Annotated in this window: 22 protein-coding genes and 1 tRNA gene; 7 read left to right on the top strand and 16 right to left on the bottom strand. The window is 70.2% G+C overall.

Annotated elements, in window-relative coordinates; all coding sequences use genetic code 11:
- Window positions 1-239 precede the first annotated feature (239 nt).
- Window positions 240-872, top strand: coding sequence for a DUF6082 family protein (locus tag ACZ7L4_RS21325; RefSeq protein WP_472104630.1), 633 nt, complete (start codon window positions 240-242; stop codon window positions 870-872).
- Window positions 873-2,078: 1,206 nt separating this feature from the next.
- Here the strand turns inward: ACZ7L4_RS21325 and ACZ7L4_RS21320 are convergent.
- On the bottom strand, window positions 2,079-2,717 hold the full coding sequence (locus ACZ7L4_RS21320) for a hypothetical protein (protein ID WP_472104628.1): 639 nt from the start codon (window positions 2,715-2,717) through the stop codon (window positions 2,079-2,081).
- Window positions 2,718-3,104: 387 nt separating this feature from the next.
- Window positions 3,105-3,186 (bottom strand) — tRNA-Tyr (locus ACZ7L4_RS21315).
- Between the two features lie 213 nt (window positions 3,187-3,399).
- Here ACZ7L4_RS21315 and ACZ7L4_RS21310 point away from each other — a divergent pair.
- Window positions 3,400-3,888, top strand: coding sequence for a YajQ family cyclic di-GMP-binding protein (locus tag ACZ7L4_RS21310; RefSeq protein WP_385755819.1), 489 nt, complete (start codon window positions 3,400-3,402; stop codon window positions 3,886-3,888).
- Between the two features lie 68 nt (window positions 3,889-3,956).
- Here ACZ7L4_RS21310 and ACZ7L4_RS21305 read toward each other — a convergent pair whose 3' ends face one another.
- A complete protein-coding gene (locus ACZ7L4_RS21305; RefSeq protein ID WP_385755817.1) occupies window positions 3,957-4,229 on the bottom strand; it encodes a GlsB/YeaQ/YmgE family stress response membrane protein in 273 nt (90 codons plus the stop codon).
- 166 nt (window positions 4,230-4,395) lie between these two features.
- On the opposite strand from ACZ7L4_RS21305, the gene ACZ7L4_RS21300 reads away from it, so the two are divergent.
- The gene (locus ACZ7L4_RS21300) at window positions 4,396-5,649 is read left to right on the top strand and encodes an APC family permease (RefSeq protein ID WP_472104626.1); all 1,254 of its coding nucleotides are present in this window, start codon (window positions 4,396-4,398) and stop codon (window positions 5,647-5,649) included.
- Between the two features lie 15 nt (window positions 5,650-5,664).
- Here ACZ7L4_RS21300 and ACZ7L4_RS21295 read toward each other — a convergent pair whose 3' ends face one another.
- The 13 genes from ACZ7L4_RS21295 to ACZ7L4_RS21235 all read right to left on the bottom strand — a co-directional run bounded on the left by ACZ7L4_RS21295 (window position 5,665) and on the right by ACZ7L4_RS21235 (window position 17,470).
- Window positions 5,665-6,057, bottom strand: coding sequence for a YccF domain-containing protein (locus tag ACZ7L4_RS21295; RefSeq protein WP_450817709.1), 393 nt, complete (start codon window positions 6,055-6,057; stop codon window positions 5,665-5,667).
- On the bottom strand, window positions 6,054-6,917 hold the full coding sequence (gene htpX, locus ACZ7L4_RS21290; protein ID WP_326020914.1) for a zinc metalloprotease HtpX: 864 nt from the start codon (window positions 6,915-6,917) through the stop codon (window positions 6,054-6,056). Before htpX ends, ACZ7L4_RS21295 begins: the two co-directional genes overlap by 4 nt.
- A 186-nt stretch (window positions 6,918-7,103) precedes the next feature.
- Window positions 7,104-7,559, bottom strand: coding sequence for a large conductance mechanosensitive channel protein MscL (locus ACZ7L4_RS21285; RefSeq protein WP_450817711.1), 456 nt, complete (start codon window positions 7,557-7,559; stop codon window positions 7,104-7,106).
- Window positions 7,560-7,644: 85 nt separating this feature from the next.
- A complete protein-coding gene (locus tag ACZ7L4_RS21280; protein WP_472104624.1) occupies window positions 7,645-9,180 on the bottom strand; it encodes an NADH-quinone oxidoreductase subunit N in 1,536 nt (511 codons plus the stop codon).
- Window positions 9,177-10,769, bottom strand: a complete 1,593-nt coding sequence (locus tag ACZ7L4_RS21275) for a complex I subunit 4 family protein (protein WP_472104622.1) — start codon at window positions 10,767-10,769, stop codon at window positions 9,177-9,179. The genes ACZ7L4_RS21280 and ACZ7L4_RS21275 overlap by 4 nt, the downstream gene beginning before the upstream one ends.
- Window positions 10,770-10,775: 6 nt before the next feature.
- Window positions 10,776-12,803, bottom strand: coding sequence for an NADH-quinone oxidoreductase subunit 5 family protein (locus tag ACZ7L4_RS21270; RefSeq protein WP_472104620.1), 2,028 nt, complete (start codon window positions 12,801-12,803; stop codon window positions 10,776-10,778).
- Complete coding sequence (nuoK, locus tag ACZ7L4_RS21265; protein ID WP_472104618.1) at window positions 12,800-13,198, bottom strand: NADH-quinone oxidoreductase subunit NuoK; 399 nt, start codon at window positions 13,196-13,198, stop codon at window positions 12,800-12,802. Before nuoK ends, ACZ7L4_RS21270 begins: the two co-directional genes overlap by 4 nt.
- On the bottom strand, window positions 13,198-13,818 hold the full coding sequence (locus ACZ7L4_RS21260; protein WP_472104616.1) for an NADH-quinone oxidoreductase subunit J family protein: 621 nt from the start codon (window positions 13,816-13,818) through the stop codon (window positions 13,198-13,200). Before ACZ7L4_RS21260 ends, nuoK begins: the two co-directional genes overlap by 1 nt.
- Window positions 13,815-14,417, bottom strand: coding sequence for a NuoI/complex I 23 kDa subunit family protein (locus tag ACZ7L4_RS21255; protein ID WP_472104614.1), 603 nt, complete (start codon window positions 14,415-14,417; stop codon window positions 13,815-13,817). Before ACZ7L4_RS21255 ends, ACZ7L4_RS21260 begins: the two co-directional genes overlap by 4 nt.
- On the bottom strand, window positions 14,417-15,385 hold the full coding sequence (locus ACZ7L4_RS21250; protein WP_472104612.1) for a complex I subunit 1/NuoH family protein: 969 nt from the start codon (window positions 15,383-15,385) through the stop codon (window positions 14,417-14,419). The genes ACZ7L4_RS21255 and ACZ7L4_RS21250 overlap by 1 nt, the downstream gene beginning before the upstream one ends.
- A complete protein-coding gene (locus ACZ7L4_RS21245; RefSeq protein ID WP_472104610.1) occupies window positions 15,382-16,407 on the bottom strand; it encodes an NADH-quinone oxidoreductase subunit C in 1,026 nt (341 codons plus the stop codon). The genes ACZ7L4_RS21250 and ACZ7L4_RS21245 overlap by 4 nt, the downstream gene beginning before the upstream one ends.
- Window positions 16,404-17,081, bottom strand: coding sequence for an NADH-quinone oxidoreductase subunit B (locus tag ACZ7L4_RS21240; RefSeq protein ID WP_472104608.1), 678 nt, complete (start codon window positions 17,079-17,081; stop codon window positions 16,404-16,406). The genes ACZ7L4_RS21245 and ACZ7L4_RS21240 overlap by 4 nt, the downstream gene beginning before the upstream one ends.
- The gene (locus ACZ7L4_RS21235) at window positions 17,072-17,470 is read right to left on the bottom strand and encodes an NADH-quinone oxidoreductase subunit A (RefSeq protein WP_450817721.1); all 399 of its coding nucleotides are present in this window, start codon (window positions 17,468-17,470) and stop codon (window positions 17,072-17,074) included. The genes ACZ7L4_RS21240 and ACZ7L4_RS21235 overlap by 10 nt, the downstream gene beginning before the upstream one ends.
- A gap of 206 nt (window positions 17,471-17,676) precedes the next feature.
- Between ACZ7L4_RS21235 and ACZ7L4_RS21230 the strand changes: the two genes are divergently transcribed.
- From ACZ7L4_RS21230 to ACZ7L4_RS21215, 4 genes are all read left to right on the top strand, one after another.
- Complete coding sequence (locus ACZ7L4_RS21230) at window positions 17,677-18,870, top strand: sensor histidine kinase (RefSeq protein ID WP_472104606.1); 1,194 nt, start codon at window positions 17,677-17,679, stop codon at window positions 18,868-18,870.
- Window positions 18,871-18,986: 116 nt separating this feature from the next.
- Window positions 18,987-20,387 (top strand): sensor histidine kinase, encoded by a 1,401-nt coding sequence (locus ACZ7L4_RS21225; RefSeq protein WP_472104604.1) that lies wholly within the window; start codon window positions 18,987-18,989, stop codon window positions 20,385-20,387.
- 631 nt (window positions 20,388-21,018) lie between these two features.
- Window positions 21,019-21,678 (top strand): LuxR C-terminal-related transcriptional regulator, encoded by a 660-nt coding sequence (locus ACZ7L4_RS21220; RefSeq protein ID WP_399228060.1) that lies wholly within the window; start codon window positions 21,019-21,021, stop codon window positions 21,676-21,678.
- Between the two features lie 264 nt (window positions 21,679-21,942).
- Window positions 21,943-23,889: a 2-oxoacid:acceptor oxidoreductase subunit alpha gene (locus ACZ7L4_RS21215; protein ID WP_472104602.1), complete on the top strand. Its 1,947-nt coding sequence runs from the start codon at window positions 21,943-21,945 to the stop codon at window positions 23,887-23,889.
- Window positions 23,890-23,962 lie beyond the last annotated feature (73 nt).

Here is a 23,962-nt window from a genome sequence, read left to right as displayed (position 1 = left end):
CTGCTCTTCGGCTTCGCCATGCTGGCCTCCGTACTCACCCTCGTAGCCGTCGCGTTGACCATCTGCGTGCTCGTGCTGCGGGGAATGTGGCAGGAGAGTCGGTCCGAAGCGCGAGACCGGTAGGGCCTGAATGTCCTCGCGGGGGAACACCTCTGGCTCCGTGCGGTCTTGTTGCCCCCATGTGATCCAGCCAGGATGTGATCGCTTGTCGATGTGCATGCCGAGGAGGGGCTGGGACTGTGAAACTGCTGATGCCACCCGCGCGAATCGCATGGTATGCCCTGGCTGTCATCGTGACCGTTCTGGTCGCCGCGACCCCGTTCCTCTTGCGGTGGGCCGCGCCCAGCGGCATGGACTGGGGCAAGCTCAGCGATATCAGCCAGACCTACGGCGGTCTGGGGGTGCTCTTTTCAGGCGTAGCGCTCATTGGGATCGTCGTATCCATCCGTCAGCAGAACCTCCAATCGCAGGTAGCACTCGCTGAGGCCCAGAGGACGACACATCGCGAAACCACGTTCGCGGTCATCAATCAGCCGGAACTCATACCGTGCATGGAGCCGGTTTACAGGGGCGTATCGGAAACACGCTGGAAGCAACTGATGTTCACGAACCTGCACCTGTCCACGTTTCGCACTGACTACGTCTTGGGCCGATCCAACGACGCCGCTATGCGGGTCCTCATCGAATTCCACTTCAGGGGTGAGATCGCCCGCCAGCACTGGCAGTACAGCCGCACCCAATGGATAGCGCTCGGTGAGGCAGAGGGGCAGGCTGGAGCCAGGTTCGCTGCTCTGGTCGACGAGGAGTACGCGCGTGCGGTTCGAACGAGACCGCCTGTGCCAGCGGACGCCTACGTCGTTCCGGAAACCTGACCTCGTGAAGCAGCGGAGCCGAGGCGCCACTCGCACCCGGACGCACCATGGGCAAGACGGATGACCCCGTGCGCGAGAAGTAGTACGGCACCAAGGTCGTGGTCACCGTCCAGCGCGGGGCAACCAGCGATCGCAGCGCCATCCGCTGTTTCATTCGGCGCCGAGGAAACATCTCAGTACCGGGGACGAGCAAGCGGTGGCAGCCGCCTATACGTGAGGTCGAGAGCCAATACGTTGAGCTGCGCGCGCTGCATCCCCTACACCAGCGGGTTGCGTTACTCGTCGCCTGGCTCCTGATCGTCTTCGCAGCGTCCTCGCTCCCCACTTCGGCCCTCGCTGACCGGATGCGGGTACGCGAAGCGCTTGACGCTCTCACAAAGAAGTTGGACGGCACGACTGCCGCGGCTTCCTCCATCCGCCGCAAGCGCGCAATCTTCCACAACGCGCTCGTCTATGCGGTCGACGCCGGGCTTCTGAACGACAACCCGCTCCCCCAAGTCCGGTGGAAATTGCCGGAGCAGGTCGAAGAGGAGGTGGACCCGGAATGCGTGCCGGACCCCGAGCAGGGTGCGGCACTCCTGACGGCTGTGCGCGAACAGAGTCCTCGGGGACGCCGACTCGTGGCGTTCTTCGGGTGCATCTACTACGGGGCGACGCGGCCGGCCGAAGTCATCGGCCTACGTGAGCAGGACTGCGAACTTCCGCGCCGAGGCTGGGGAACCCTGCGGTTGCGGGAAACACGCCCGCGCTCAGGGTCGGCGTGGACGGACAGTGGCGAGGCTCACGAAAAGCGGGGCCTGAAGCACCGCCCGCGAAAGGCGATGCGGGCCGTCCCCATCCCACCAGAGTTGGTCGCGCTACTGCGCTGGCACATCACGGCATACGGCACCGCGCCCGATGGTCGCCTGTTCCGTACGAGCCGCGGCGGCCTGATCCAGGACACCGGGTACGGGGAGGTCTGGGCAGAGGCCCGTAGGCGGGCTCTCACGGCCGCGCAACAGAAGTCCACTCTCGCCAAACGCCCGTATGACCTTCGCCATGCGGCAGTCTCCACCTGGCTGAGCTCTGGCGTGGAGCCTCAGCTAGTGGCCAAGCGGGCCGGACACAGCGTCGCAGTGCTGTGTCCAGGTGTACGCGAAGTTCCTCAGCGACGGAGACGAGGCCGCGAATGCCAAGATCTCCGCACGACTCAACCGCAGGTAGTGCCTATCTCCGACGAGTAGGAAAGGGCGAAGGCTGCGACGTGATGCTGGCCCTGGCCGCGTCCTCGAACGCGGTCAGGGCTCGCTTGTGAGCGTCGTGGTAGCTCTGCCAGTCGACGTCCTCTTCCTCGTCTAGCTCCATGCCGGCACGCTCGGCAACGTGGTACTCGAGATGAGAAACGATCTTCCGGGCGAGTTCATCATGCGCTTGGCCCTCAGCCTCCAGTGCACGCGTGAGTGGTAGTTCGATCAGGGCAAGTTGAGCGCGAGCTACTTTCCAATCATCGCCAGCCTGGACAGCTCCGACACGAGCAGCGATAGACCAAACGTGGGCGCTGATGGCTTTCTTCTTCTCTTCGGGCGACAACTCAGAGCTCAGATCAGGGACTGGGCTCTTGTACGTCTCCGCTATCCACTGGCCAACAAGCTGTTTGACCCGACGGGTGGCCTCCAGCGCGTCCACGCAGGCAGCTGCCTTGCGTTCGCGCAGCCAGCGGACATGTTCTAGGTCTCCCTGATCGAAGACCTGCTGTCGCTGAGCGCGGGCGCTCAGCCGCGCGGCAAGGAGTGTTCCTCCGACACCCGCAATGGCGATCACACCCGTCACAGCTGAGGAGACGACAGCTGCTACCCCCTGGTCCATGACGCCATGGTGACAGTGGATTCGTCTCGCCGAGGAGCCGATGTGCATGGCGATCTTGCCGTGAAGCAAGTGCGCCCGAGACGAGGCGCTCGCTCAGGCTTCCACCGGCTCCTGGAGGCCGTGCCGACGATGCCCGCTATGACTTCCATCACCCAAGGGCTCTGAGTGCCGCGTGGCACCTAACTCGAACGCAGCCAGATAGAAGCGGCACCATCGCCGGGAGGCGTCGAGAGTCGACTGAGATCCCGTCCACACCCCGTCCACACACTCTGAGACGGAGCGTTCGAACCCGAGAAAGAGTGAGACAGTCCAACCCCGCTCAGAGCACACACCAAAAAGGCCCCTGGCCTGCTGTTTCAGCAGGCCAGGGGCCTTTTTGCTTCCAAGTGGCGGCGCCAGGATTCGAACCTGGGAAGGCTGAGCCGGCAGATTTACAGTCTGCTCCCTTTGGCCGCTCGGGCACACCGCCTTGGGTTCGCTGCCTCGGGCCCCGCTTTGCGGCGGTGCTCGCTGGCAACGACGTAAACAATACCTGATGCACGGGGGTGCTTCGCCACCCGATTGATCGGCGGCCGGGCACGGCACGGTGGCTAGGCTGCTCTCGGCGCGGCTTCCCCAGTGCGCAACCCGGTCGGAAGCCGAGCAGTACCCGATCCACCCCCGATACAAGGAGCCACAGGACATGGCCGACTCCAGTTTCGACATCGTCTCGAAGGTCGAGCGGCAGGAGGTCGACAACGCCCTCAACCAGGCCGCCAAGGAGATCTCGCAGCGCTACGACTTCAAGAACGTGGGCGCATCCATCTCCTGGTCCGGCGAGAAGATCCTGATGGAGGCCAACGGCGAGGAGCGGGTCAAGGCCATCCTCGACATCTTCCAGACCAAGCTGGTCAAGCGCGGGATCTCGCTGAAGTCGCTGGACGCGGGCGAGCCGCAGCTCTCCGGCAAGGAGTACAAGATCTTCGCCTCCATCGAGGAGGGCATCTCCCAGGAGAACGCCAAGAAGGTCGCGAAGACGATCCGCGACGAGGGCCCCAAGGGCGTCAAGGCGCAGGTGCAGGGCGACGAGCTGCGCGTCAGCTCGAAGAGCCGTGACGACCTGCAGAGCGTCCAGCAGCTGCTCAAGGGCAAGGACTTCGACTTCGCGCTGCAGTTCGTGAACTACCGGTAGGACCGGAGCGCGCAAGCGAAAGGGGCGGCACCCGGCGGGTGCCGCCCCTTCCTGCTGCCGGCTGCAGCTCAGCGGCGACTGCGCGAGTCGCCGAAGAAGATGCGGTAGGCGATCAGCAGGACGAGGGCGCCGCCGATCGCGGCGACCCAGGTGGCCCCGTCGTAGAAGTCCGTGGATATGGGGCGATCCAGCCAACGGGACGATATCCAGCCGCCGATGAAGGAACCCGCGACACCGATGAGGGTGGTGCCGATCAGGCCGCCCGGATCCCGGCCGGGCAACAGGAACTTGGCGATGGCACCGGCCAGCAGTCCAAGGATGATCCAGCCGATGATGCCCATGCCGCGTTCTGCCCTTCTGTAGTGCTGTGGCGCCGACTGCCTTGCTGTGGCGCCTCGTTGCTCGTTCTCGCCGGGCGCCCTGTGCGTCACCGTCGTGGCCCCCTGCTGCCCAGAAGGACGACGGGTAGGCCTGGTGCGGTTGCACGCGCCCTTTAGGGTGCGGCGCATGACACAGTCGGGGACTCCCCTTCGCCGGGCACTGGGTGTGCGGGACGCCGTGGTCGTCGGGCTCGGGTCGATGATCGGGGCGGGCGTCTTCGCGGCGCTCGGTCCCGCCGCGCGGGCGGCCGGCACGGGGGTGCTGTACGCGCTCGCGATGGCGGCCGTGGTGGCCTACTGCAACGCGATGTCTTCGGCACGGCTCGCGGCCGTGTATCCGGTGTCCGGAGGCACGTACGTGTACGGCCGGGAGCGGCTCGGGCCCTTCTGGGGGTATCTGGCGGGCTGGGCGTTCGTCGTCGGCAAGTCCGCCTCGTGCGCGGCGATGGCGCTGACCGTGGGGACGTACGTGTGGCCGGGGCAGGCGCACGCGGTGGCGGTCACGGCCGTGGTGGCGCTGACGGCCGTGAACTGCTTCGGCGTGGAGAAGTCGGCCTGGCTGACGCGGATCGTCGTCGCGGTCGTGCTCGCCGTCCTGGCGGCCGTCGTGGTGGCCTGTGCGGGCTCGGGGAGCGCCGAGGGGGCCCGGCTCACTCCCGGGCTCTCGGAGGGCGTGAGCGGCGTGCTCAGCGGCGCCGGGCTGCTGTTCTTCGCGTTCGCGGGGTACGCGCGCGTGGCGACGCTCGGCGAAGAGGTGCGGGACCCGGCGCGGACCATCCCGCGGGCGATCCCGGTCGCGCTCGGGATCACCCTGGTCGTGTACGCGGCCGTGGGCGCCGCGGCCGTCGCCGTGCTCGGCACGGACGGGCTCGCGCGGGCTTCGGCCCCGCTGGCGGACGCCGTACGGGCGGCGGGCGGCGACGCCCTCGTGCCGGTGGTGCGGGCGGGGGCGGCGGTGGCGGCGCTCGGTTCGCTGCTGGCACTGATCCTGGGGGTGTCCCGGACGACGCTCGCGATGGCGCGGGACCGGCATCTGCCGGGCGCCCTGGCGGCCGTGCACCCGCGCTTCCAGGTGCCGCGGCGGGCCGAGCTCACGGTGGGGGCCGTGGTGGCCGTCGTGGCGGCCCTCGGCGACGTACGCGGGGCGATCGGGTTCTCGTCGTTCGGCGTTCTGGTGTACTACGCGATCGCCAACGCCTCGGCGTGGACGCTGAGTTCCGCGGTACGCGCGCGGGTGCTGCCTGCGCTCGGGGTCGCGGGGTGCCTGGCGCTGGCGTGCTCGCTGCCCCTGTCGTCCGTCGCGGCGGGGGCGGGTGTCGTCGCCCTGGGGGCGCTCGCCTACGTGGTCCGGCTACGCGCGCGTGGTGCGGGGTTTGAGTAAAGCCCTAGCGGGGCCCTAGCGCGCCGCGAACGGCTGGTCCGTGGGCACGATCTCGCGGCCGAGCGGCAGCAGCGAGATCGGGATCATCTTGAAGTTCGCGATGCCGAACGGGATCCCGATGATCGTCACGCACAGGGCGAGGCCCGTGACGATGTGCGCCAGGGCGAGCCACCAGCCCGCGAGGATCAGCCACAGGACGTTGCCGACGCAGGAGGGCGCGCCCGCGTCCCTGCGCTCGACCGTCGTCTGCCCGAAGGGCCACAGGGCGTACAGGCCGATCCTGAAGGAGGCGATGCCGAACGGGATGCCGATGATGGTGATGCACAACAGAAGACCGGCCAGAACGTAGCCGAGGAACAGCCAGAAACCGCTCAGGATCAGCCAGATGACGTTGAGGATTGTCTTCACTGTTGGCGACCTGCCATCTGCTCGAGCCGGGAAATGCGCTCCGCCATCGGCGGGTGCGTGGAGAACATCTTCGACATTCCCTGGCCGGGTCGGAAGGGATTGGCGATCATCATGTGGCTCGCCGTCTCGATGCGCGGCTCGGGCGGCAGGGGCAGCTGCTTCGTGCCCGCCTCGAGCTTGCGCAGGGCGCTCGCAAGGGCCAGCGGGTCGCCGGTCAGCTGGGCGCCCGAGGCATCGGCCTCGTACTCGCGGGACCGGCTGATGGCGAGCTGGATCAGGGACGCCGCGAGCGGTCCAAGGATCATGATCAGGAGCATGCCGAAGATGCCGGGTCCGTCGTCGTCGTTCGAGCGGCCGACCGGGATCAGCCACGCGAAGTTGACCAGGAACATGATCACGGAGGCGAGGGCGCCGGCGACCGAGGAGATCAGGATGTCGCGGTTGTAGACATGGCTGAGCTCGTGCCCGATGACGCCGCGCAGCTCTCGCTCGTCCAGGATGCGCAGGATTCCCTCGGTGCAGCACACCGCGGCGTTGCGCGGGTTGCGGCCCGTCGCGAACGCGTTCGGCGCCTCCGTGGGCGAGATGTACAGGCGCGGCATCGGCTGACGCGCCTGCGTGGAGAGCTCGCGCACCATCCGGTACAGCGCCGGTGCCTCGAACTCGCTCACCGGGCGGGCGCGCATCGCGCGCAGGGCCAGCTTGTCGCTGTTCCAGTACGCGTACGCGTTCGTCCCCAGGGCGATGACGAGTCCGACGATGAGCCCCGTACGGCCGAAGAAGCTGCCGATGACGAGGATGAGGGCGGACAGGCCTCCGAGGAGTACGGCGGTCTTCAACCCGTTGTGCCGGCGGTGCACGGTACGTCCTCCTGATGGTGCGGCAGGGGAACCCACTGCTTGCTTGACTGCTGCTTCCACTGGGTCTGGAGCCTGTGCGTGTTTCCACGTCCAGTGGACCCTCCCTGACTGGTCAACGCCAGACGAGGAGGACGAGTTCCCTTGGCCGCCCGGGGCGGACCCGTGCGGGTGTGTAGGCCGACCGGGTCAGCGCTGCTGCGGCAGACCCGCCAGTTCCAGGGCCTCCGGGTCCGGCTCGATCTCGCTCGTGCAGTGCGCGCAGCGCGTGGCGACGCCGGGGATCTGGGTGTAGCAGCGCGGGCAGTCGCGCAGGGCCGCCTTGATGTCGACGGGCTTGCCGCGGTCCAGGCGCGCCTGGAGCTTCATCATCGGGACGACGATGCAGAAGTAGAGCACCGCGGCGGTGATCAGGAAGGCGATGATCGCGCTGACGAACTTGCCGTACGGGAAGTCGGTGCCCTCGACCGTGAAGTGTGCCTCGCTGAAGTCACCGGTCGACCGCGTGGCGATACCGATGAGCGGCGCGATGAACGCCGTGCTGAGTGCGGTGACCACAGCCGTGAACGCGGTTCCGACCGCGAGGCCGATGGCCATCGTGATGATGTTTCCGCGAAGGATGAAGTCCTTGAACCCGCTCAGCACGACGCCTGTCTCCTTGATGTGGGGCTGTGATCGTTGACGTGGGGCCTGTGGGGCGGCCCGTACGTGTGGTGCCGTACGAGGGTGCCTAGAAGAGGCCCGTCGAGGCAAAACGCAGGGCCATCTGGGGTGCGCCGGAGAGCGCCACCGCGATGACCGCGGTGAGGACGATCGCCGCCGTGAGGGGCCTGGAGGCGCGGTGGGCGGCCGGTTCGCCTTCAGGGGCGCGGAAGAGGGTCGCGGTCCACTGGAGGTAGTAGAAGAGCGCGATCACGACGTTCACGGCCATGACGACGGCCAGCCAGCCGAGCCCCGCGTCGACGGCCGCCGAGAAGACCGTGACCTTCGCGAACAGGCCGATGATGCCGGGCGGCAGCCCCGCGAGGCACAGCAGGAAGAAGCCCAGGGCGAGCGCGGCGAGCGGGTGCGAGGCGTACAGCCCCCGGTAGTCGCTGATGCGGTTCAGCGGCTTCGTACGGGCGACCAGGGCGGCCACGGCGAAGGCGCCGAGGTTCACCGCGGCGTACATGAGGGCGTACGCGAGCGTGGAGCCGATCGACTTCTGGGGGTCGTCGGAGTAGGCGGCCGCGGCGATCGGCACCAGGAGGTAGCCGGCCTGGCCGACGGAGGACCAGGCGAGCAGGCGGACGGCGCTGTACGCGCGCGTGGCCTGTTGGCGCAGGGCCGCCGCGTTCCCGAGGGTCATGGTCAGCGCGGCGAGCACGGCGAGGGCCGGACCCCACACGTCGGCGTACGAGGGGAACGCGACGACCGTGACGAGGATGAGGCCGGAGAAGCCGACCGCCTTGCCGATGACCGACAAGTAGGCGGCGATCGGCAACGGCGCGCCTACGTAGGTGTCGGGTACCCAGAAGTGGAACGGCACGGCGGCCGTCTTGAAGGCGAAGCCCACCAGGGTGAGCGCGACGCCGGTCTGGGCCAGGGTGTGGAGCTGTCCGTCCACGTGGGTGAGCTCGGTGGCGACCCTGGTGAGGTGCAGGCTGCCCGTGGCGGCGTAGACGAAGCTCACGCCGAGCAGGGTGACGGCGGTCGCGGTGACCGAGGAGAGGAAGAACTTCAGGGCCGCGTCGGAGGAGCGCCTGTCGCCCTGCTTGAGGCCCACGAGGGCGAAGGCGGGCAGCGAGGCGACTTCCAGGGCGACGACGAGCGTGGCCAGGTCGCGGGACGCGGGCAGCAGGGCCGCGCCCGCCGCCGAGGACAGCAGGAGGAACCAGAACTCCCCTTCGGGGAAGGGCCTGCCCGCGTTCTTGGCGTCCTTCAGGGAGCCGATCGAGAGCAGCGCGGTGAGCAGGGCACCGGCCAGGACCAGGAACTGGACGACGAGCGTGAAGCGGTCCGCCGTGTAGCTGCAGGCGTCGTACGGCACACCCTTGAGGCAGAACGTGGAGCGCTCGTCCCCGATCAGCGGCAGCAGCGCGAGCGCCGCGGCGGCCAGCCCCGCGACGGAGATCCAGCCCAGGAGCGGCTTGCGGCGCTCCGCCAGGAACAGGTCGGCGACCAGCACGACGAGGGCCACGACCGCCGCGATCGTGGGCGGCGCGATGGCGACCCAGTCGACGGACTGGACGAGGGACGCCACGGAGGGCGCGGCGACGGCGATCACTGGAGGCCTCCTGCGAGGAGCTTCTGCACGGCCGGGTTCGTGAGGCCGAGCAGGGCGGCGGGCCACAGGCCCGCGAGCACGGTGAGGGCGACGAGCGGGGTCCAGGTGGCGAACTCGTAGCCGCGCACATCGACGAGGACGGGCGCCTCCGGAGCCGCCGGGGCCTCCTTGGGGCGGGGGCCCATGCAGACGCGGCGGACCAGGATCAGCATGTACGCGGCAGTGAGCAGCGTGCCGAAGGCCGCGATCGACATGAAGACGAGGAACGCCGGGCGGCTGAGGTCGTCGGCGGGCTTGAACGCGCCGAACAGGGCGAGCATTTCACCCCAGAATCCGGCGAGCCCCGGCAGGCCGAGCGAGGCGACCGCCGCGAAGGCGAGGAGGCCGCCGAGGCGCGGCGCCTTGCCGTACAGGGCCATGCCGCCCTGGTCGGCAAGGGCGTCGAGGTCGCTGGTACCGGCCCGGTCCTTGAGCGCGCCGACGAGGAAGAAGAGCAGGCCGGTGATGAGGCCGTGGGCGATGTTGGCGAACAGCGCGCCGTTCACGCCGGTCGGGCTCATCGACGCGATGCCGAGCAGCACGAAGCCCATGTGGCCGACGGAGGAGTACGCGATGAGGCGCTTGAGGTCGCCCTTCGCGCCCTGCTTGGCCAGGTTCAGGCAGGCCAGGGACCCGTAGATGATGCCGATGACGGCGAGTGCGGCGAGATAGGGCGCGAAGGTCCGCATCCCGTCGGGCGCGATGGGGAGCAGGATCCGGACGAACCCGTACGTACCCATCTTCAGCAGGACGCCGGCGAGGAGCACCGAGCCGACGGTCGGGGCGGCGGTGTGGGCGTCGGGCAGCCAGCTGTGCAGCGGCCACATCGGGGTCTTCACCGCGAGCCCGATCCCGATCGCCAGAACGGCGATGACCTGCACGGATGCGGTCAGTCCCCGGCCGTTGTCAGTGGCGAGTGCCATCATGTCGAACGTGCCCGACTTAACGCCGATAAGGAGGAGACCCAGCAGCATCACGACCGAGCCGAGCAGCGTGAACAGGATGAACTTCCAGGCCGCCTGCGCCCGTTGCTCGCCGCCCCAGCGGGCGATGAGGAAGTACATCGGGATGAGGACCATCTCGAACGCGAGGAAGAAAAGGAGCAGGTCGAGGACGGCGAACGTCGCGAGCGTGCCCGATTCCAGGACGAGGATCAGGGCGACGAACGCCTTGGGGGACGGCCCGGCCGGCATGTGGAAGTAGGAGTACAGCGCGCACAGGAACGTGAGCAGTGCGGTCAGGACCAGGAGGGGGAGGGAGATGCCGTCGATGCCGAGGTGGATACGCACGTCGAGCGCGGGGATCCAGCTGATGTCGGTCGTGGCCTGCATCCTCGACGGCTGGTCGTGGTCGAAGCCGAGCGCGAGGACGATCGCGGCGATGAGGATCACGCCGGTCACGAGCACGCCGTGGCGGAGCACGGCCTGGTCGGGCGACTTCCCCTTCAGCCCGGGCGGGGCGGGGAGAAGAGCGGTGACGGCGCCGATGAGCGGGCCGACGACGATCAATGCGAGAAGAAGCTGCATCACGGATTCGCTGATATCGATCACGGCTGCTCACGCTCCGGCGGTGGCGAAGAGGACGACGGCGACCACCAGGACGACGGTGCCTGCGAGCAGTGCGCTGAGGTAGGTCTGCACGTTGCCGGTCTGGGCCCTGCGCACGGCCCAGCCCAACGCCTTGGGGGCTTCGGCCGCTCCGCGTACGTAGGTGTCGACGACGGCGCGGTCGAGGAAGCGGACCAGCGTGGCGCCGGCCTGCACCGGGCGGACGAAGAGCGCCGCGTAGACGGCGTCGAGGTGGAAGCCGACGGCCGCGTGGCGGTGCAGCGGGCCGAGCAGCAGACGGCCGGGGTCGGCCGGGTCGGGGGCGCTCGCGACATCGCCGTACGCGGGGGCGTGCGTCGCGATGGCCTCGGCCTCGACCAGGCCCGCGTCGCCGGACCCGGTGTCGACGGCGACGGCGCCGATCGGGGTGCGGCGGGCGGCCATCGCGGTGGTGTGCCGCCAGGCCGCGTACGTGACCAGGCCGCCGACGAGCGCGAAGCCGGTGCCGAGGACGGAGGTGGTCAGTGTCGGAGTGAGGGAGCGTCCGTCGAACCAGTCGGGGAGCACGCCCGCGAGCAGTCCGAAGCCGAGGGAGGGGATCGCCAGGACCCACAGGACGACGTTCATCGCGACCGGCTGCCTGCCGTGGTCAGGGGCCTCGCCGCCCCGGCCGTTGAACGCGAGGAGCCACAGGCGGGTCGCATAGGCGGCGGTGAGCACGGCGGTGAGCAGGCCCGCGACGAGGACGATCCAGCCGGACGCGGCGGGGGCGGCCAGGGGGCCGCTGTCCTCGCCGATGGCGGTGTGCTCGGCGGCGCCGAGGACGGCCTCCTTGGAGAAGAAGCCGCTGAAGGGCGGGATCGCGGCGAGCGCGAGCAGCGCCACGGTCATCGTCCAGAAGGCGTCGGGCACGCGGTCGCGCAGGTTCTTCATGCGGGACATCGCGGCCAGCGAGTTGGTGCCGGCGGCGTGGATGATCACGCCCGCCGCGAGGAACAGCAGCGCCTTGAAGGCGCCGTGCGACAGGAGGTGGAAGACGGCGGCGTCGCGGTTGCCGACGGCGAGGGAGCCGGTCATGTAGCCGAGTTGGCCGACGGTCGAGTACGCGAGGACGCGCTTGATGTCGTCCTGGGCGAGCGCGGCGAGGGCCGAGCCGAGCATCGTCACGGCGGCCATGACCGCGAGCACGATCAGCGCTGCCTGGGAGGCGGCGAAGACCGGGAGGAGGCGGGCGACGAAGTAGACGCCGGCGGCGACCATCGTCGCGGCGTGGATCAGTGCGGAGACGGGCGTGGGGCCCGCCATCGCGTCGGGCAGCCAGGTGTGCAGCGGGAACTGCGCGGACTTGCCCGCCACACCGGCGAGGAGCAGGAGGGCGATCAGCGTCGGGTGGTCGAGGCCCGCGTCGCTGGTGACCTTGCCCAGGATCGTCGTGATGCGGAACGAGCCCGTGTCGACGGCGAGCGCGAACAGGCCGATGAGGAAGGGGACGTCGCCGAGCTTCGTGACCAGGAATGCCTTGAGGGAGGCGGCCCGCGCCTCGGGGGTCTCCCAGTAGTGGCCGACGAGGAAGTACGAGCAGATGCCCATGACTTCCCAGCCGACCAGCAGGACCATCAGGTCGCCCGAGTAGACGACCAGGAGCATCGCGGAGGTGAAGAGCGAGACGAGCGCGGCGTACGAGGGGTAGCGCGGGTCGTCGCGCAGATAGCCCGTCGAGTAGATCTGCACGCAGGTAGCGACCAGGCCGACGAGGACGGCGACGAGGGCGGCGAAGCCGTCGATGTGCAGGGCGAGTTCGATCGGCACGGAGCCGGTCGGGGCGAGCTGGGTGTGCGCGTCGAGGGCGGCTGTGCCATTGCCCGTGCCGCCGCCCTGGTCGAGGGCGACCACGACGGCGAGGGCCAGCGCGGCCAGCGTCGGCAGGACGGCCAGCGGTCGGACGAAGCCGGGGGCCGTGCGGCCGAGGAGCAGTCCCGCGACGGCGCCGAGGAACGGCAGGAGGGGGACGAGGACGGCGAGGGTCGTCGTGGTCACGCGGTGGCCTCGGCCTTCTCGTCCGTGGTGCCGGCGGTGGCGGCCGCCGGGGTCTCGGACGGGTCGTGCGGGTCGTCGTCCGGGTCGTGGGGCTCGGCGGAGTCGCGGAGCTTGTCGATGTCCGACGTGCCGCGACCCCGGTAGACGGCCAGGACGATCGCCAGGCCGATGCCGATCTCGGCGGCGGCGATGGCGATGGTGAACAGGGTGAGGGCCTGGCCCGCGTGGAGGGTGTCGCGCAGCCAGACGTCGAAGGCGACGAGGTTCAGGTTGACGGCGTTGAGCATCAGCTCGACCGACATCAGGACCAGGATCGCGTTGCGGCGGGCCAGTACGCCGTACAGGCCCGTGCAGAAGAGAAGGGAGGAGAGGACTGCGGGGTAGGCGAGGTGCATCAGCGGGTCGCCTCACCTTCGGGCGCGCCGGGCGCGTCGGCCGCCGGGGCGGCGTCGGCGTTCTTCTTGCGGGACAGGACGATCGCGCCGACCAGGGCGGCCAGCAGCAGGACCGAGAGCGCCTCGAACGGCAGGACCCAGTGCTTGAAGAGGATCGAGCCGGTGACGTCCGTGCTGCCCTGCACCTCGTCGAGGTCGATCCAGGTCGTGCGGAACGCGTCGACGACGACCCAGACCAGGGCGGCGGCGGAGGCGACGGCCACGGTCAGGGCGGCCCAGCGGTTGGGGCTGTCCGCGTCCGGGGAGCGGCCGATGGGCGCGCGGGTCAGCATCAGGCCGAACAGGAGGAGGACCACGACGGAACCGACGTAGATGAGGACCTGCACCCAGGCGATGAACTCGGCGGTGAGCAGGAGGTACTCGACGGCGAGGCCGCCGAGGGCGACGACGAGCCAGAGGGCTGCGTGCACCAGTTGCTTCGTGGTGACGGTGACGATCGCGGCGGCGAAGGTCACCAGGCCCACGAGCACGAAGGCGATCTCGACGCCCGACGGGGAGAGGAACCCGGGGCTGTCGGCCGCCGCTGCCGTGGCGACGGACGCCGGTACGGCGAGGGTCATGCGGAGGGCTCCTCTCCGGGATCGCGGGGGGTGGCCTTCGGACCGGCCGGGGGCGCCTCGGCCGGGGGCTCCTGGGCGGCCGCGAGCTTGTCCGCTGCCTTGCGGGCCGCCGTGAGTTCCTTGGGGTCCTCGGCCGCGGGGTCGAGGGCGGGCGGGGACGGGACGGTCCACATCCACTCGCGGAGCTTGTCGCGCTCGTGGGTGAGCTCGCGGATGTCGGTCTCGGCGTACTCGAACTCCGGGGACCAGAACAGCGCGTCGAAGGGGCACACCTCGATGCAGATACCGCAGTACATGCAGAGGGAGAAGTCGATGGCGAAACGGTCGAGGACGTTGCGGCTGCGCTCGCGGCCACCGGGTGCGGCGGGCGGCACCGTCTCCTTGTGGGAGTCGATGTAGATGCACCAGTCGGGGCACTCGCGGGCGCACAGCATGCAGACCGTGCAGTTCTCCTCGAACAGGCCGATCACGCCGCGGGTGCGGGGCGGGAGTTCGGGCTGGGCCTCGGGGTACTGCTCGGTGACGGTCTTGCGCGTCATGGTGCGGAGGGTGACGGCGAGGCCCTTGGCCAGGCCGGACCCGGGGAAGTTCGCGGGCATCAGTTGATCGCCACCTTCACGATTCCGGTGAGCGCGATCTGCGCGAGGGCAAGGGGGACGAGGGTGGTCCAGGCGAGCTTCTGCAGCTGGTCCTCGCGCAGTCGGGGGTACGTGACGCGGAGCCAGATCACGATGAACGCGAGGACCGCCGTCTTGAGCAGGGTCCACACCCAGCCCAGACCGTCCGCGCCCCACGGTCCGTGCCATCCACCGAGGAAGAGCACCGTGGTCAGGCCGCAGAGCACCACGATGCCCGCGTACTCGGCGAGCAGGAACAGGGCGAAGCGCAGGCCCGTGTACTCGGTGTAGGCGCCGAAGATGATCTCGGAGTCGGCGACCGGCATGTCGAAGGGAGGGCGCTGAAGTTCGGCGAGACCCGCCACGAAGAAGACGAGCGCGCCCACGATCTGCCAGGGCAGCCACCACCACTCGAAGGCGTCGAGGATGCCGGGAAGGGAGACCGTTCCCGCGGCCATGGCCACGGAGGCCGCCGCGAGCAGCATCGGGAGTTCGTACGCCAGGAGTTGGGCGGCCGTGCGCAGGCCGCCCAGGAGGGAGAACTTGTTGGCGCTCGCCCAGCCCGCCATCAGCGAGCCGAGGACACCGACACCCATCACCGCGAGGACGAAGAAGATGCCCGCGTCGATGACGGTGCCGACCGCGCCGTCGCCAGGGCCGATCGGGATGGCCACCAGGACGAGGAGGTAGGGAAGGAGGGCAATCGCGGGGGCGAGTTGGAAGACGCGACGGTCGGCGTCGGCCGGGACCACGTCCTCCTTCTGCGCGAACTTGACGCCGTCGGCGACCAGTTGCGCCCAGCCGTGGAAACCGCCCGCGTACATGGGGCCGAGGCGGCCCTGCATGTGGGCCATGACCTTGTGTTCGGTCTGGCCGACGATCAGGGGCAGCACCAGGAAGGCGACGAAGACGACGACGAGGCGCAGGGCGACGTCGAGGGCGTCGGTCACGCGTTGCCTCCGTTGGTGTCTGTCGGATTCTCGTCCGGAGCGGAATCAGGGGTGGCTCCGGGAGCGGCCTCCGGAGCGGCTTCCGGCTTCTTCGGTTCCTCGTCGAACGCGGGCTTGGCGTGGTGCCAGGGCGCGTCGCTCGAACGTGGTGCCGTCTCCGGAGCCGGGGTCGGCTCTTGGGCCTCGGCGGGCGTGGCGCGTTGTTGCGAGGCCGAGCCCTGGGACGCGCTGCGGGAGCGCCGCACCGGACGCGGCGTCGCCTCCGGGGCCTGCGCTTCCGGGGCCTGCGAGGCTTCACCCGCTTCGGTCGCAGGCGTGGCCGCCTGGCTCGCCGAGCCCTGGCTCACGGACCTGGTGCGCCGCGCGGGCCTCTCCCCCGCGGCACCCGCCGCACCGGCGCCGGCTCCGGCGCCCGCGGCTCGCGCGCCGCGGGCGGGCCGCGCCGGGGCGGGCGGCAACTGCCCCTTCAGCGGCCCCCATTCGTTCGGGTCGGGGACGCCGGGCGGCAGCATCTGGCGCCGCTTGGGGCCGCCGTGCTCGGACTCACCCGGCTCCTTCGCGCCGGGCCACGCCTTCGCGACGCGGGCCGCGAGCACGAAGTCCTTGCGCAGCGGGTGCCCTTCGAAGCCGTCGGGCAACAGGAGCGGGTCGAGGCCAGGGTGGTCGGTGAAGTCGACGCCGAACATCTCGTGCGTCTCGCGCTCGTGCCAGGCCGCGCCCGCGTACACCTCGACCGCCGAAGCGAGCACGGGGGCCGCGTGCGGAACGGTCGTGCGCAGCAGCAGGCGGCGTACGGAACCGGGGGCGACGGCCGCGACGTGCGCGCACACCCGGAAGCCGTCCGCCGGCTCGTCGACGGCGCTCAGCCAGTCGAAATAGCTGCACCCCAGGGTCGTACGGGCCGTCTCCAGGGCCTGGATCCACTGCGCGGCGGGGACGTCGACCGTGAGCAGGTCGTACGCCTCCTCGACCGTCGCGTCCGCTCCGAACAGCTCGTCGACGGGTGCCGGGAGCCAGCTCATCGCTCACCTCCGGACGAACTCACGGACGAGCTTCCGGAAGGCGCCGGCGGCTGGACGAGGCCGCTGCTCAGCGCCGCCGCCGAGGGCCGGCCCGCCGCCGCGTCGGCGGACGCGTACCGCTCGCCGAGCGACTCGCGGGCGATCTTCTCCTGGAGCTTGAGGATGCCCTGGAGCAGTGCCTCCGGACGGGGCGGGCAGCCGGGCACGTAGACGTCGACGGGGATGATCTGGTCGACGCCCTTGGTCACCGAGTACGAATCCCAGTACGGGCCGCCGCAGTTGGAGCAGGCGCCGAACGAGATGACGTACTTCGGCTCGGGCATCTGCTCGTAGAGCCGCTTCACGGCGGGCGCCATCTTGTCGGTCACCGTGCCGGACACGACCATCAGGTCGGCCTGGCGCGGGCCCGGCGCGAACGGGATCACGCCGAGCCGGATGAAGTCGTGGCGCGCCATGGACGCGGCGATGAACTCGATGGCGCAGCAGGCGAGGCCGAAGTTGAAGACCCACAAGCTGTAGCGGCGGCCCCAGTTGAGGACCACCTTCATCGGCTCGGGGGCGAGCCGCGAGAGCACGCCCAGCTTCTTCGGCCCGATCGGGTCCGGCAGGTCCACGGGGGCGGAGGTCCCGGTGGCAGGGGTCTCGGGAGCAGGAGTCACGGCGCTCACGTCCACGTAAGGACGCCCTTCTTGTATGCGTACAGCAGGCCCACGGTGAGGAAGCCGAGGAAGACGAACATCTCGACGAGGGTCGTCGCGCCGTATCCCGGCGCGGCGAAGACCGTGGCCCAGGGGAAGAGGAAGATCGAGTCGACCGCGAAGATCACGTAGAGGAAGGCGTACACGTAGTAGCGGACCTGGGTGTGGGCCCAGCCGTCCCCGACGGGGTCGACGCCGCATTCGTACGTGAGGAACTTTTCCCTGGTGGGGACCACCGGGCGCAGCAACCTGCCCGAGCCGAAGGCGACGGCGACGAAGAGCACGCCGACGACGGCGAGCAGTCCGACGACCGAGTACGACTGGAAGTAGTCCGCCGCGATGACGGTCCCGTCCGATCCCGTCACGTACCTGCGCCCCTCGCGAGTTCGTTGTGTTCGACGATCTGTACGCACGGGAGTCTAGGCCCTGTTAAAGGGACGGTAAGCAGCCCGGGGCCGAGGGGCTTGGGCGCGGCCGGGTTCGCGGTGGGGCCCGTGGTGGGGTTAACCCCCGCTGAAGTTGGCGGCCGTCCTCATGGCGCCCCGCCCCGGGCCAGGGCACTCTTGCCGCTATGACCGAGCCACTCGACACTCCCGAAGACCACCCGGTGCTGCCCCCGCCTCGACTCGGGTACGACAGCGCCACGTGGAAGGAGATCGCCTATCTCCTGAGCAGCTTCCCGCTGTCCATCTTCGGATTCGTCTACGCCGTCACGATGGTGGCGCTCGGCGCGGGGCTCACGGTCACGGTGATCGGGCTTCCGCTGATCGCCGCCGGGCTCAGGGGCGCGCGGCTGCTCGGCAAGGCGGAGCGCGGGCGGGCCCGGGCGCTGCTCGGCGTGCGCATCGAGGAGCCGAGCCCGCTGCCGGTGCGGCGCGCGGGCGGCTTCTTCGGCTGGCTGTGGACCGGACTCAAGGACCCGGTGGGCTGGCGCACGGTGCTGTACGAGGTGATCCGGTTGCCGTGGGCCGTGCTGACGTTCGCGATCACGCTGGTCGGCCTCTTCGTGCTGTGGCCGGTGCTGCCGTTCATCGCACGGGGGCTGGGCAACGCGGACCGGGCGATGGTGCGGGCACTGCTCTCCCCCTCCGACGAGTTGGAGCGGCGGATCGCGCAGCTGGAGTCGGACCGCGGCGTCGTCGTCGACACGGCGGCCGCCGACCTGCGGCGCATCGAGCGGGATCTGCACGACGGGGCGCAGGCCCGCCTGGTCAATCTGGCCATGGGGCTCGGCCTCGCGAAGGAGAAGCTCCTGGAGGGCCAGGCCGACGACGCGGTGGCGGCGATGGTCGACGAGGCGCACGGCGAGGTCAAGCTCGCCCTGCAGGAACTGCGGGACCTGGCGCGCGGCATCCATCCGGCGGTCCTCACCGACCGGGGGCTCGACGCGGCGCTGTCCTCCGTGGCCTCGCGCTGCACGGTGCCGGTGAAGGTGACGGCCGAGCTGCCGGGCCGGCCCGCGGAGGCGATCGAGGGCATCGCCTACTTCACGGTCTCCGAGCTGCTCCAGAACGTGAGCAAGCACAGCGGCGCGCGCTCGGCCTCGGTGGACGTGTGGCGGTCGCGGGACCGGCTGCTCATACAGGTGTGGGACGACGGCCGGGGCGGCGCGAGCCTGGACAAGGGGACCGGCATGTCGGGCCTCGCGGAGCGGCTCGACGCGGTGGACGGACTGTTCGTCGTGGACTCGCCGGAGGGCGGACCGACCACGATCACGGCGGAGCTGCCGTGGCGCGATCGGACCGAGCCGATACCGCAGAGGTAGGGAAAACCCCCGGTCGAAGACGCCGACCCGCCGCATGGTCGCGGACCCGCCCCGCGAGGAGGCTTGAAGCAGCACCACCGCACCCCGGCAGACCCGAGCAGAACGGACGGACACCGATGGCCACGCACCAGTACGGATACGGCGAGGAACGTGACACGTACGCGTCCCCGTCACCGTCCTCGTACGCCTATGAAGAGGACCGTCGCGGCGGCGGTCCGCGGCAGCCGCGCGGGCTGAACCGGCTGCCGGCCGGGCTGCGGGCGCCGATCGAGGGGCGGACGTGGCGGGAGTTCGGGTATCTGATGCTCAGCCTGCCGCTCAGCATCATCGGGTTCGTGTGGGCCGTGACGATGACCTCGCTCGGTGTGGGCCTGCTGATCACGTTCATCGGGGTTCCGGTGCTCGCGGCGGCGCTCGCCGGGGCGCGCGGGCTCGGGGCGCTGGAGCGGGTGCGGGCGCGCGGGCTGCTCGGCGTCGAGGTCGGCACGCCGGAGCCGCTGCGGCCGCGCACGGGCGGGCCGATGGGGTGGATCGGGGCGACGCTCAAGAGCGGCGTCTCGTGGCGGCATCTGCTGTACGGGGTGCTGCACATGCCGTGGGCGGTGTTCGGGTTCGCCGTGGGGCTGAGCTTCTGGGCGACCGGCTGGACGATGCTCACGTATCCGCTGTGGCGCTGGGTGTTCCCCACGTACGTGGGGCAGGACGGCATTCAGTTGTACGGGGACTCCGGCCACGCCGTGTACCTGGACAACCCGTTCGAGATCGCGGTGACCGCGGGGCTCGGGCTGCTCGTCACGCTGGCCACGCCGTGGGTGATCCGGGCGCTGACGACGGTGGACCGGCTGATGGTGGTGGGGCTGCTCGGCCCCTCGCGGCTCGCGTCGCGCGTGGTGGAGCTGGAGTCGGACCGGGGCGTCGTGGCCGACACGGCGGCGGCCGACCTGCGGCGCATCGAGCGCGATCTGCACGACGGGGCGCAGGCCCGCCTGGTCAGCCTGGCCATGGACCTCGGTGTGGCCAAGGAGAAGCTGAGCGAGGACCCGGCGACGGCGGCGCGCATGGTGGACGAGGCGCACGGCGAGGTGAAGACGGCGCTTCAGGAGCTGCGGGACCTGGCGCGCGGGATCCATCCGGCGGTGCTGACCGACCGGGGGCTCGACGCGGCGCTGTCCGCGGTGGCCTCGCGGTGCGCGGTGCCGGTGCAGGTGGAGGTCGACCTGGCGGAGCGGCCCGCGCCGGCCATCGAGGGCATCGCCTACTTCACGGTCTCCGAGCTCCTGCAGAACGTGAGCGAGCACAGCGGGGCGACGCGGGCGGAGGTCGATGTGTGGCGGGCGCAGGACCGGTTGATGGTGCAGGTGTACGACAACGGGGGCGGCGGAGCGGTGGCCTCCGGCGGGTCCGGGTTGGCGGCGCTGGCCGGGCGTCTCGATGCGGTCGACGGGATTCTGGTGGTCGAGTCGCCCGCGGGTGGGCCCACCCGGGTGACGGCGGAGCTGCCGTGGCGGCGGGCGTGACACCGGGGTGAGCCGGGGGTGCGGTTGCGCGGCGCCGCGCCTTCCCCGGCCGGCCCGTGGCCGGGGCCCTCTTCCCGTTGCGCGGCACTGCCCCTCCTCCGGCCCACCCGTGGCCGGGCCCCCTCAACCGTTGCGCCGCACCGGGGTGCCGCCTTGCCCACCCTGCCGCCCAAGGCGGCAGATTGCCCAAGGCAGCGGCAGCCGACCGCAGCGGGAGGGGAGCCGTGGTTGGTGGCGGACCACGCAAGTCCGTGACGGCACCCGATACCCCGCGAGGCCGACGCCCCCGGAGGGGGTGGGTGGGAGATGGGCGGGGTGCGGGCGGAGCCCCGAGAGCGTAACGCCGGTTCGGCAAATTCAGCCCCGCCGGCGATTGAGGCGCGGGGTCCGGGGCAGAGCCCCGAGGCCGCCACGCCGGTGCCCGCAAACCGAACCCGCCCCGCGGCTGAGCCGCCCGCGATCCCCCACCTCCAGGCCCCACCCCCAGGCCCCACCCCAAGACCCGCCCCCCGAACCCGCCCACCCCCACCCCCCGATCCTGGGATGCTGAAGGCATCAGGATCGATCGATCCCGGCGCGCACCGCGTCGGGACGCTCGTGCGCTGGGGGGCCTAAGAACGTGGAGGACAAGGTGCGGGTCGTCATCGCCGAGGATTCAGTGCTGCTCAGGGAGGGCCTGACCCGGTTGCTCACGGACCGCGGGCACGAGGTCGTCGCGGGTGTCGGCGACGGGGAAGCGCTGGTCAAGACCATCATCGAGCTGGGGGCGCAGGAGCAGCTGCCGGACGTGGTCGTCGCGGACGTTCGGATGCCGCCCACGCACACGGACGAGGGCGTGCGCGCGGCGGTGCGTCTGCGGGCCCGGTTCCCCGACCTCGGGGTGCTGGTCCTTTCGCAGTACGTGGAGGAGCAGTACGCGACCGAACTGCTCGCCGGGTCGAGCCGTGGCGTCGGGTACCTGCTCAAGGACCGGGTCGCGGAGGTGCGGGAGTTCGTGGACGCGGTGGTGCGGGTCGCCGAGGGCGGCACGGCGCTCGACCCCGAGGTGGTCGCGCAGCTGCTCGGGCGCAGCCGCAAGCAGGACGTGCTGGCGAACCTCACGCCGCGCGAGCGCGAGGTGCTGGGGCTGATGGCGGAGGGGCGTACGAACTCGGCCATCGCCCGGCAGCTCGTGGTGAGCGACGGCGCGGTCGAGAAGCACGTCAGCAACATCTTCCTGAAGCTGGGGCTTTCCCAGAGTGACGGGGATCACCGCCGCGTACTGGCCGTCCTGACCTACCTGAACTCCTGATTACCTGACACCCTGTCAGATATGGCGGGCATCGAGGGCCACTGAGGAACCACCGACGAGCAGCGAAGAACCACCGACCGATCGAGCGCGTCCTCCACAAACACAGGGGAATCACCGTACAAATCGGGGCGACCCGCCGTCTCATTTGGCGGTCCACCATGCGAATCGCCTCAGGAAGGCGACCCTTACAGACGTAGGGTGGGCCGTGGGTGGGCCGGTGGGACGGCCGTGCCCGCACAGCCGCCTCGAGGGAGGTCCAGTTCAGTGACCAGCCAGGTCAGTAGCACCACCGAGCAGGCCGACGGAACCGACAGCGCTGTCGTCGGCGGGCAGCGCACTTCGGCCGGTGAATCGAGCAAGGACGTACGGCGCGTGGACCGGGTGATCATCCGGTTCGCGGGTGACTCCGGTGACGGCATGCAGCTCACGGGGGACCGCTTCACTTCGGAGACCGCGTCGTTCGGCAACGATCTGTCCACGCTGCCGAACTTCCCGGCCGAGATCCGCGCCCCAGCAGGGACGCTGCCGGGCGTGTCCTCCTTCCAGTTGCACTTCGCCGACCACGACATCCTCACGCCGGGCGACGCGCCGAACGTGCTGGTGGCGATGAACCCGGCCGCGTTGAAGGCGAACATCGGGGACGTGCCGCGCGGCGCCGAAGTCATCGTCAACACCGATGAGTTCACCAAGCGGGCGATGCAGAAGGTCGGTTACGACACCAGCCCGCTCGAGGACGGCTCGCTCGACGGGTATCACGTGCACCCCGTGCCGCTGACGACGCTCACCGTCGAGGCGCTGAAGGAGTTCGAACTCTCGCGCAAGGACGCGGGGCGCTCCAAGAACATGTTCGCGCTCGGCCTGCTGTCGTGGATGTACCACCGGCCGACCGAGGGTACGGAGAAGTTCCTCAAGGCCAAGTTCGCCAAGAAGCCCGAGATCATGAAGGCGAACCTGGCGGCGTTCCACGCGGGCTGGAACTTCGGCGAGACGACCGAGGACTTCGCGGTCTCCTACGAGGTCGCCCCCGCCGCCACCGCCTTCCCCACCGGCACGTACCGCAACATCTCCGGGAACCTGGCCCTGTCGTACGGGCTGATCGCCGCCTCGAAGCAGGCGGATCTCCCGCTCTACCTGGGCTCGTACCCGATCACGCCGGCGAGCGACATCCTGCACGAGCTGAGCAAGCACAAGAACTTCGGCGTGCGGACCTTCCAGGCCGAGGACGAGATCGCCGGGATCGGCGCCGCGCTCGGCGCGGCCTTCGGCGGCAGCCTGGGCGTCACCACCACCTCCGGCCCCGGCGTCGCGCTCAAGTCCGAGACCATCGGCCTCGCCGTCAGCCTCGAACTGCCGCTGCTCGTCATCGACATCCAGCGCGGCGGCCCCTCGACCGGCCTGCCGACCAAGACCGAACAGGCGGACCTGCTCCAGGCCATGTACGGGCGCAACGGCGAGGCACCCGTGCCGGTCGTCGCGCCCCGCACCCCCGCCGACTGCTTCGACGCCGCGCTGGAGGCCGCCCGGATCGCGGTCACCTACCGCACGCCGGTCGTGCTGCTCTCGGACGGCTACCTGGCCAACGGCTCGGAGCCGTGGCGCATCCCGGAGGTCGACGAACTCCCGGACCTGCGCGTCCAGTTCGCCTCCGGCCCGAACCACACCACCGAGGACGGCGCCGAGGTCTTCTGGCCGTACAAGCGCGATCCGCAGACCCTCGCCCGCCCCTGGGCGATCCCCGGCACGCCGGGCCTCGAACACCGCATCGGCGGCATCGAGAAGCAGGACGGCACGGGCAACATCTCGTACGACCCGGCCAACCACGACTTCATGGTCCGCACCCGGCAGGCGAAGATCGACGGCATCGACGTGCCCGACATCGAGGTCGACGACGCCACCGGCGAGGCCCGCACGCTCGTCCTCGGCTGGGGTTCGACGTACGGACCGATCACGGCCGCGGTGCGCCGCCTGCGCGCCGCCGGTGAGCACATCGCGCAGGCCCATCTGCGCCACCTCAACCCGTTCCCCCGGAATCTGGGCGAGGTCCTGAAGCGTTACGACAAGGTGGTGATCCCCGAGATGAACCTCGGTCAGCTCGCCACGCTCGTACGGGCGAAGTACCTGGTGGACGCGCACAGCTACAACCAGGTCAACGGAATGCCGTTCAAGGCTGAGCAGCTCGCCACCGCTCTCAAGGAGGCCATCGATGGCTGACACGCAGACCAGGGAATCCCGGGAGGCCGGCGGCCACGCGGCGGAAGAGGCCGCGGGAGACGCCGGGGACGGC

This window comes from Streptomyces sp. NPDC107575, assembly GCF_055657265.1.
This window is presented reverse-complemented; position numbering and strand designations above follow the sequence as displayed.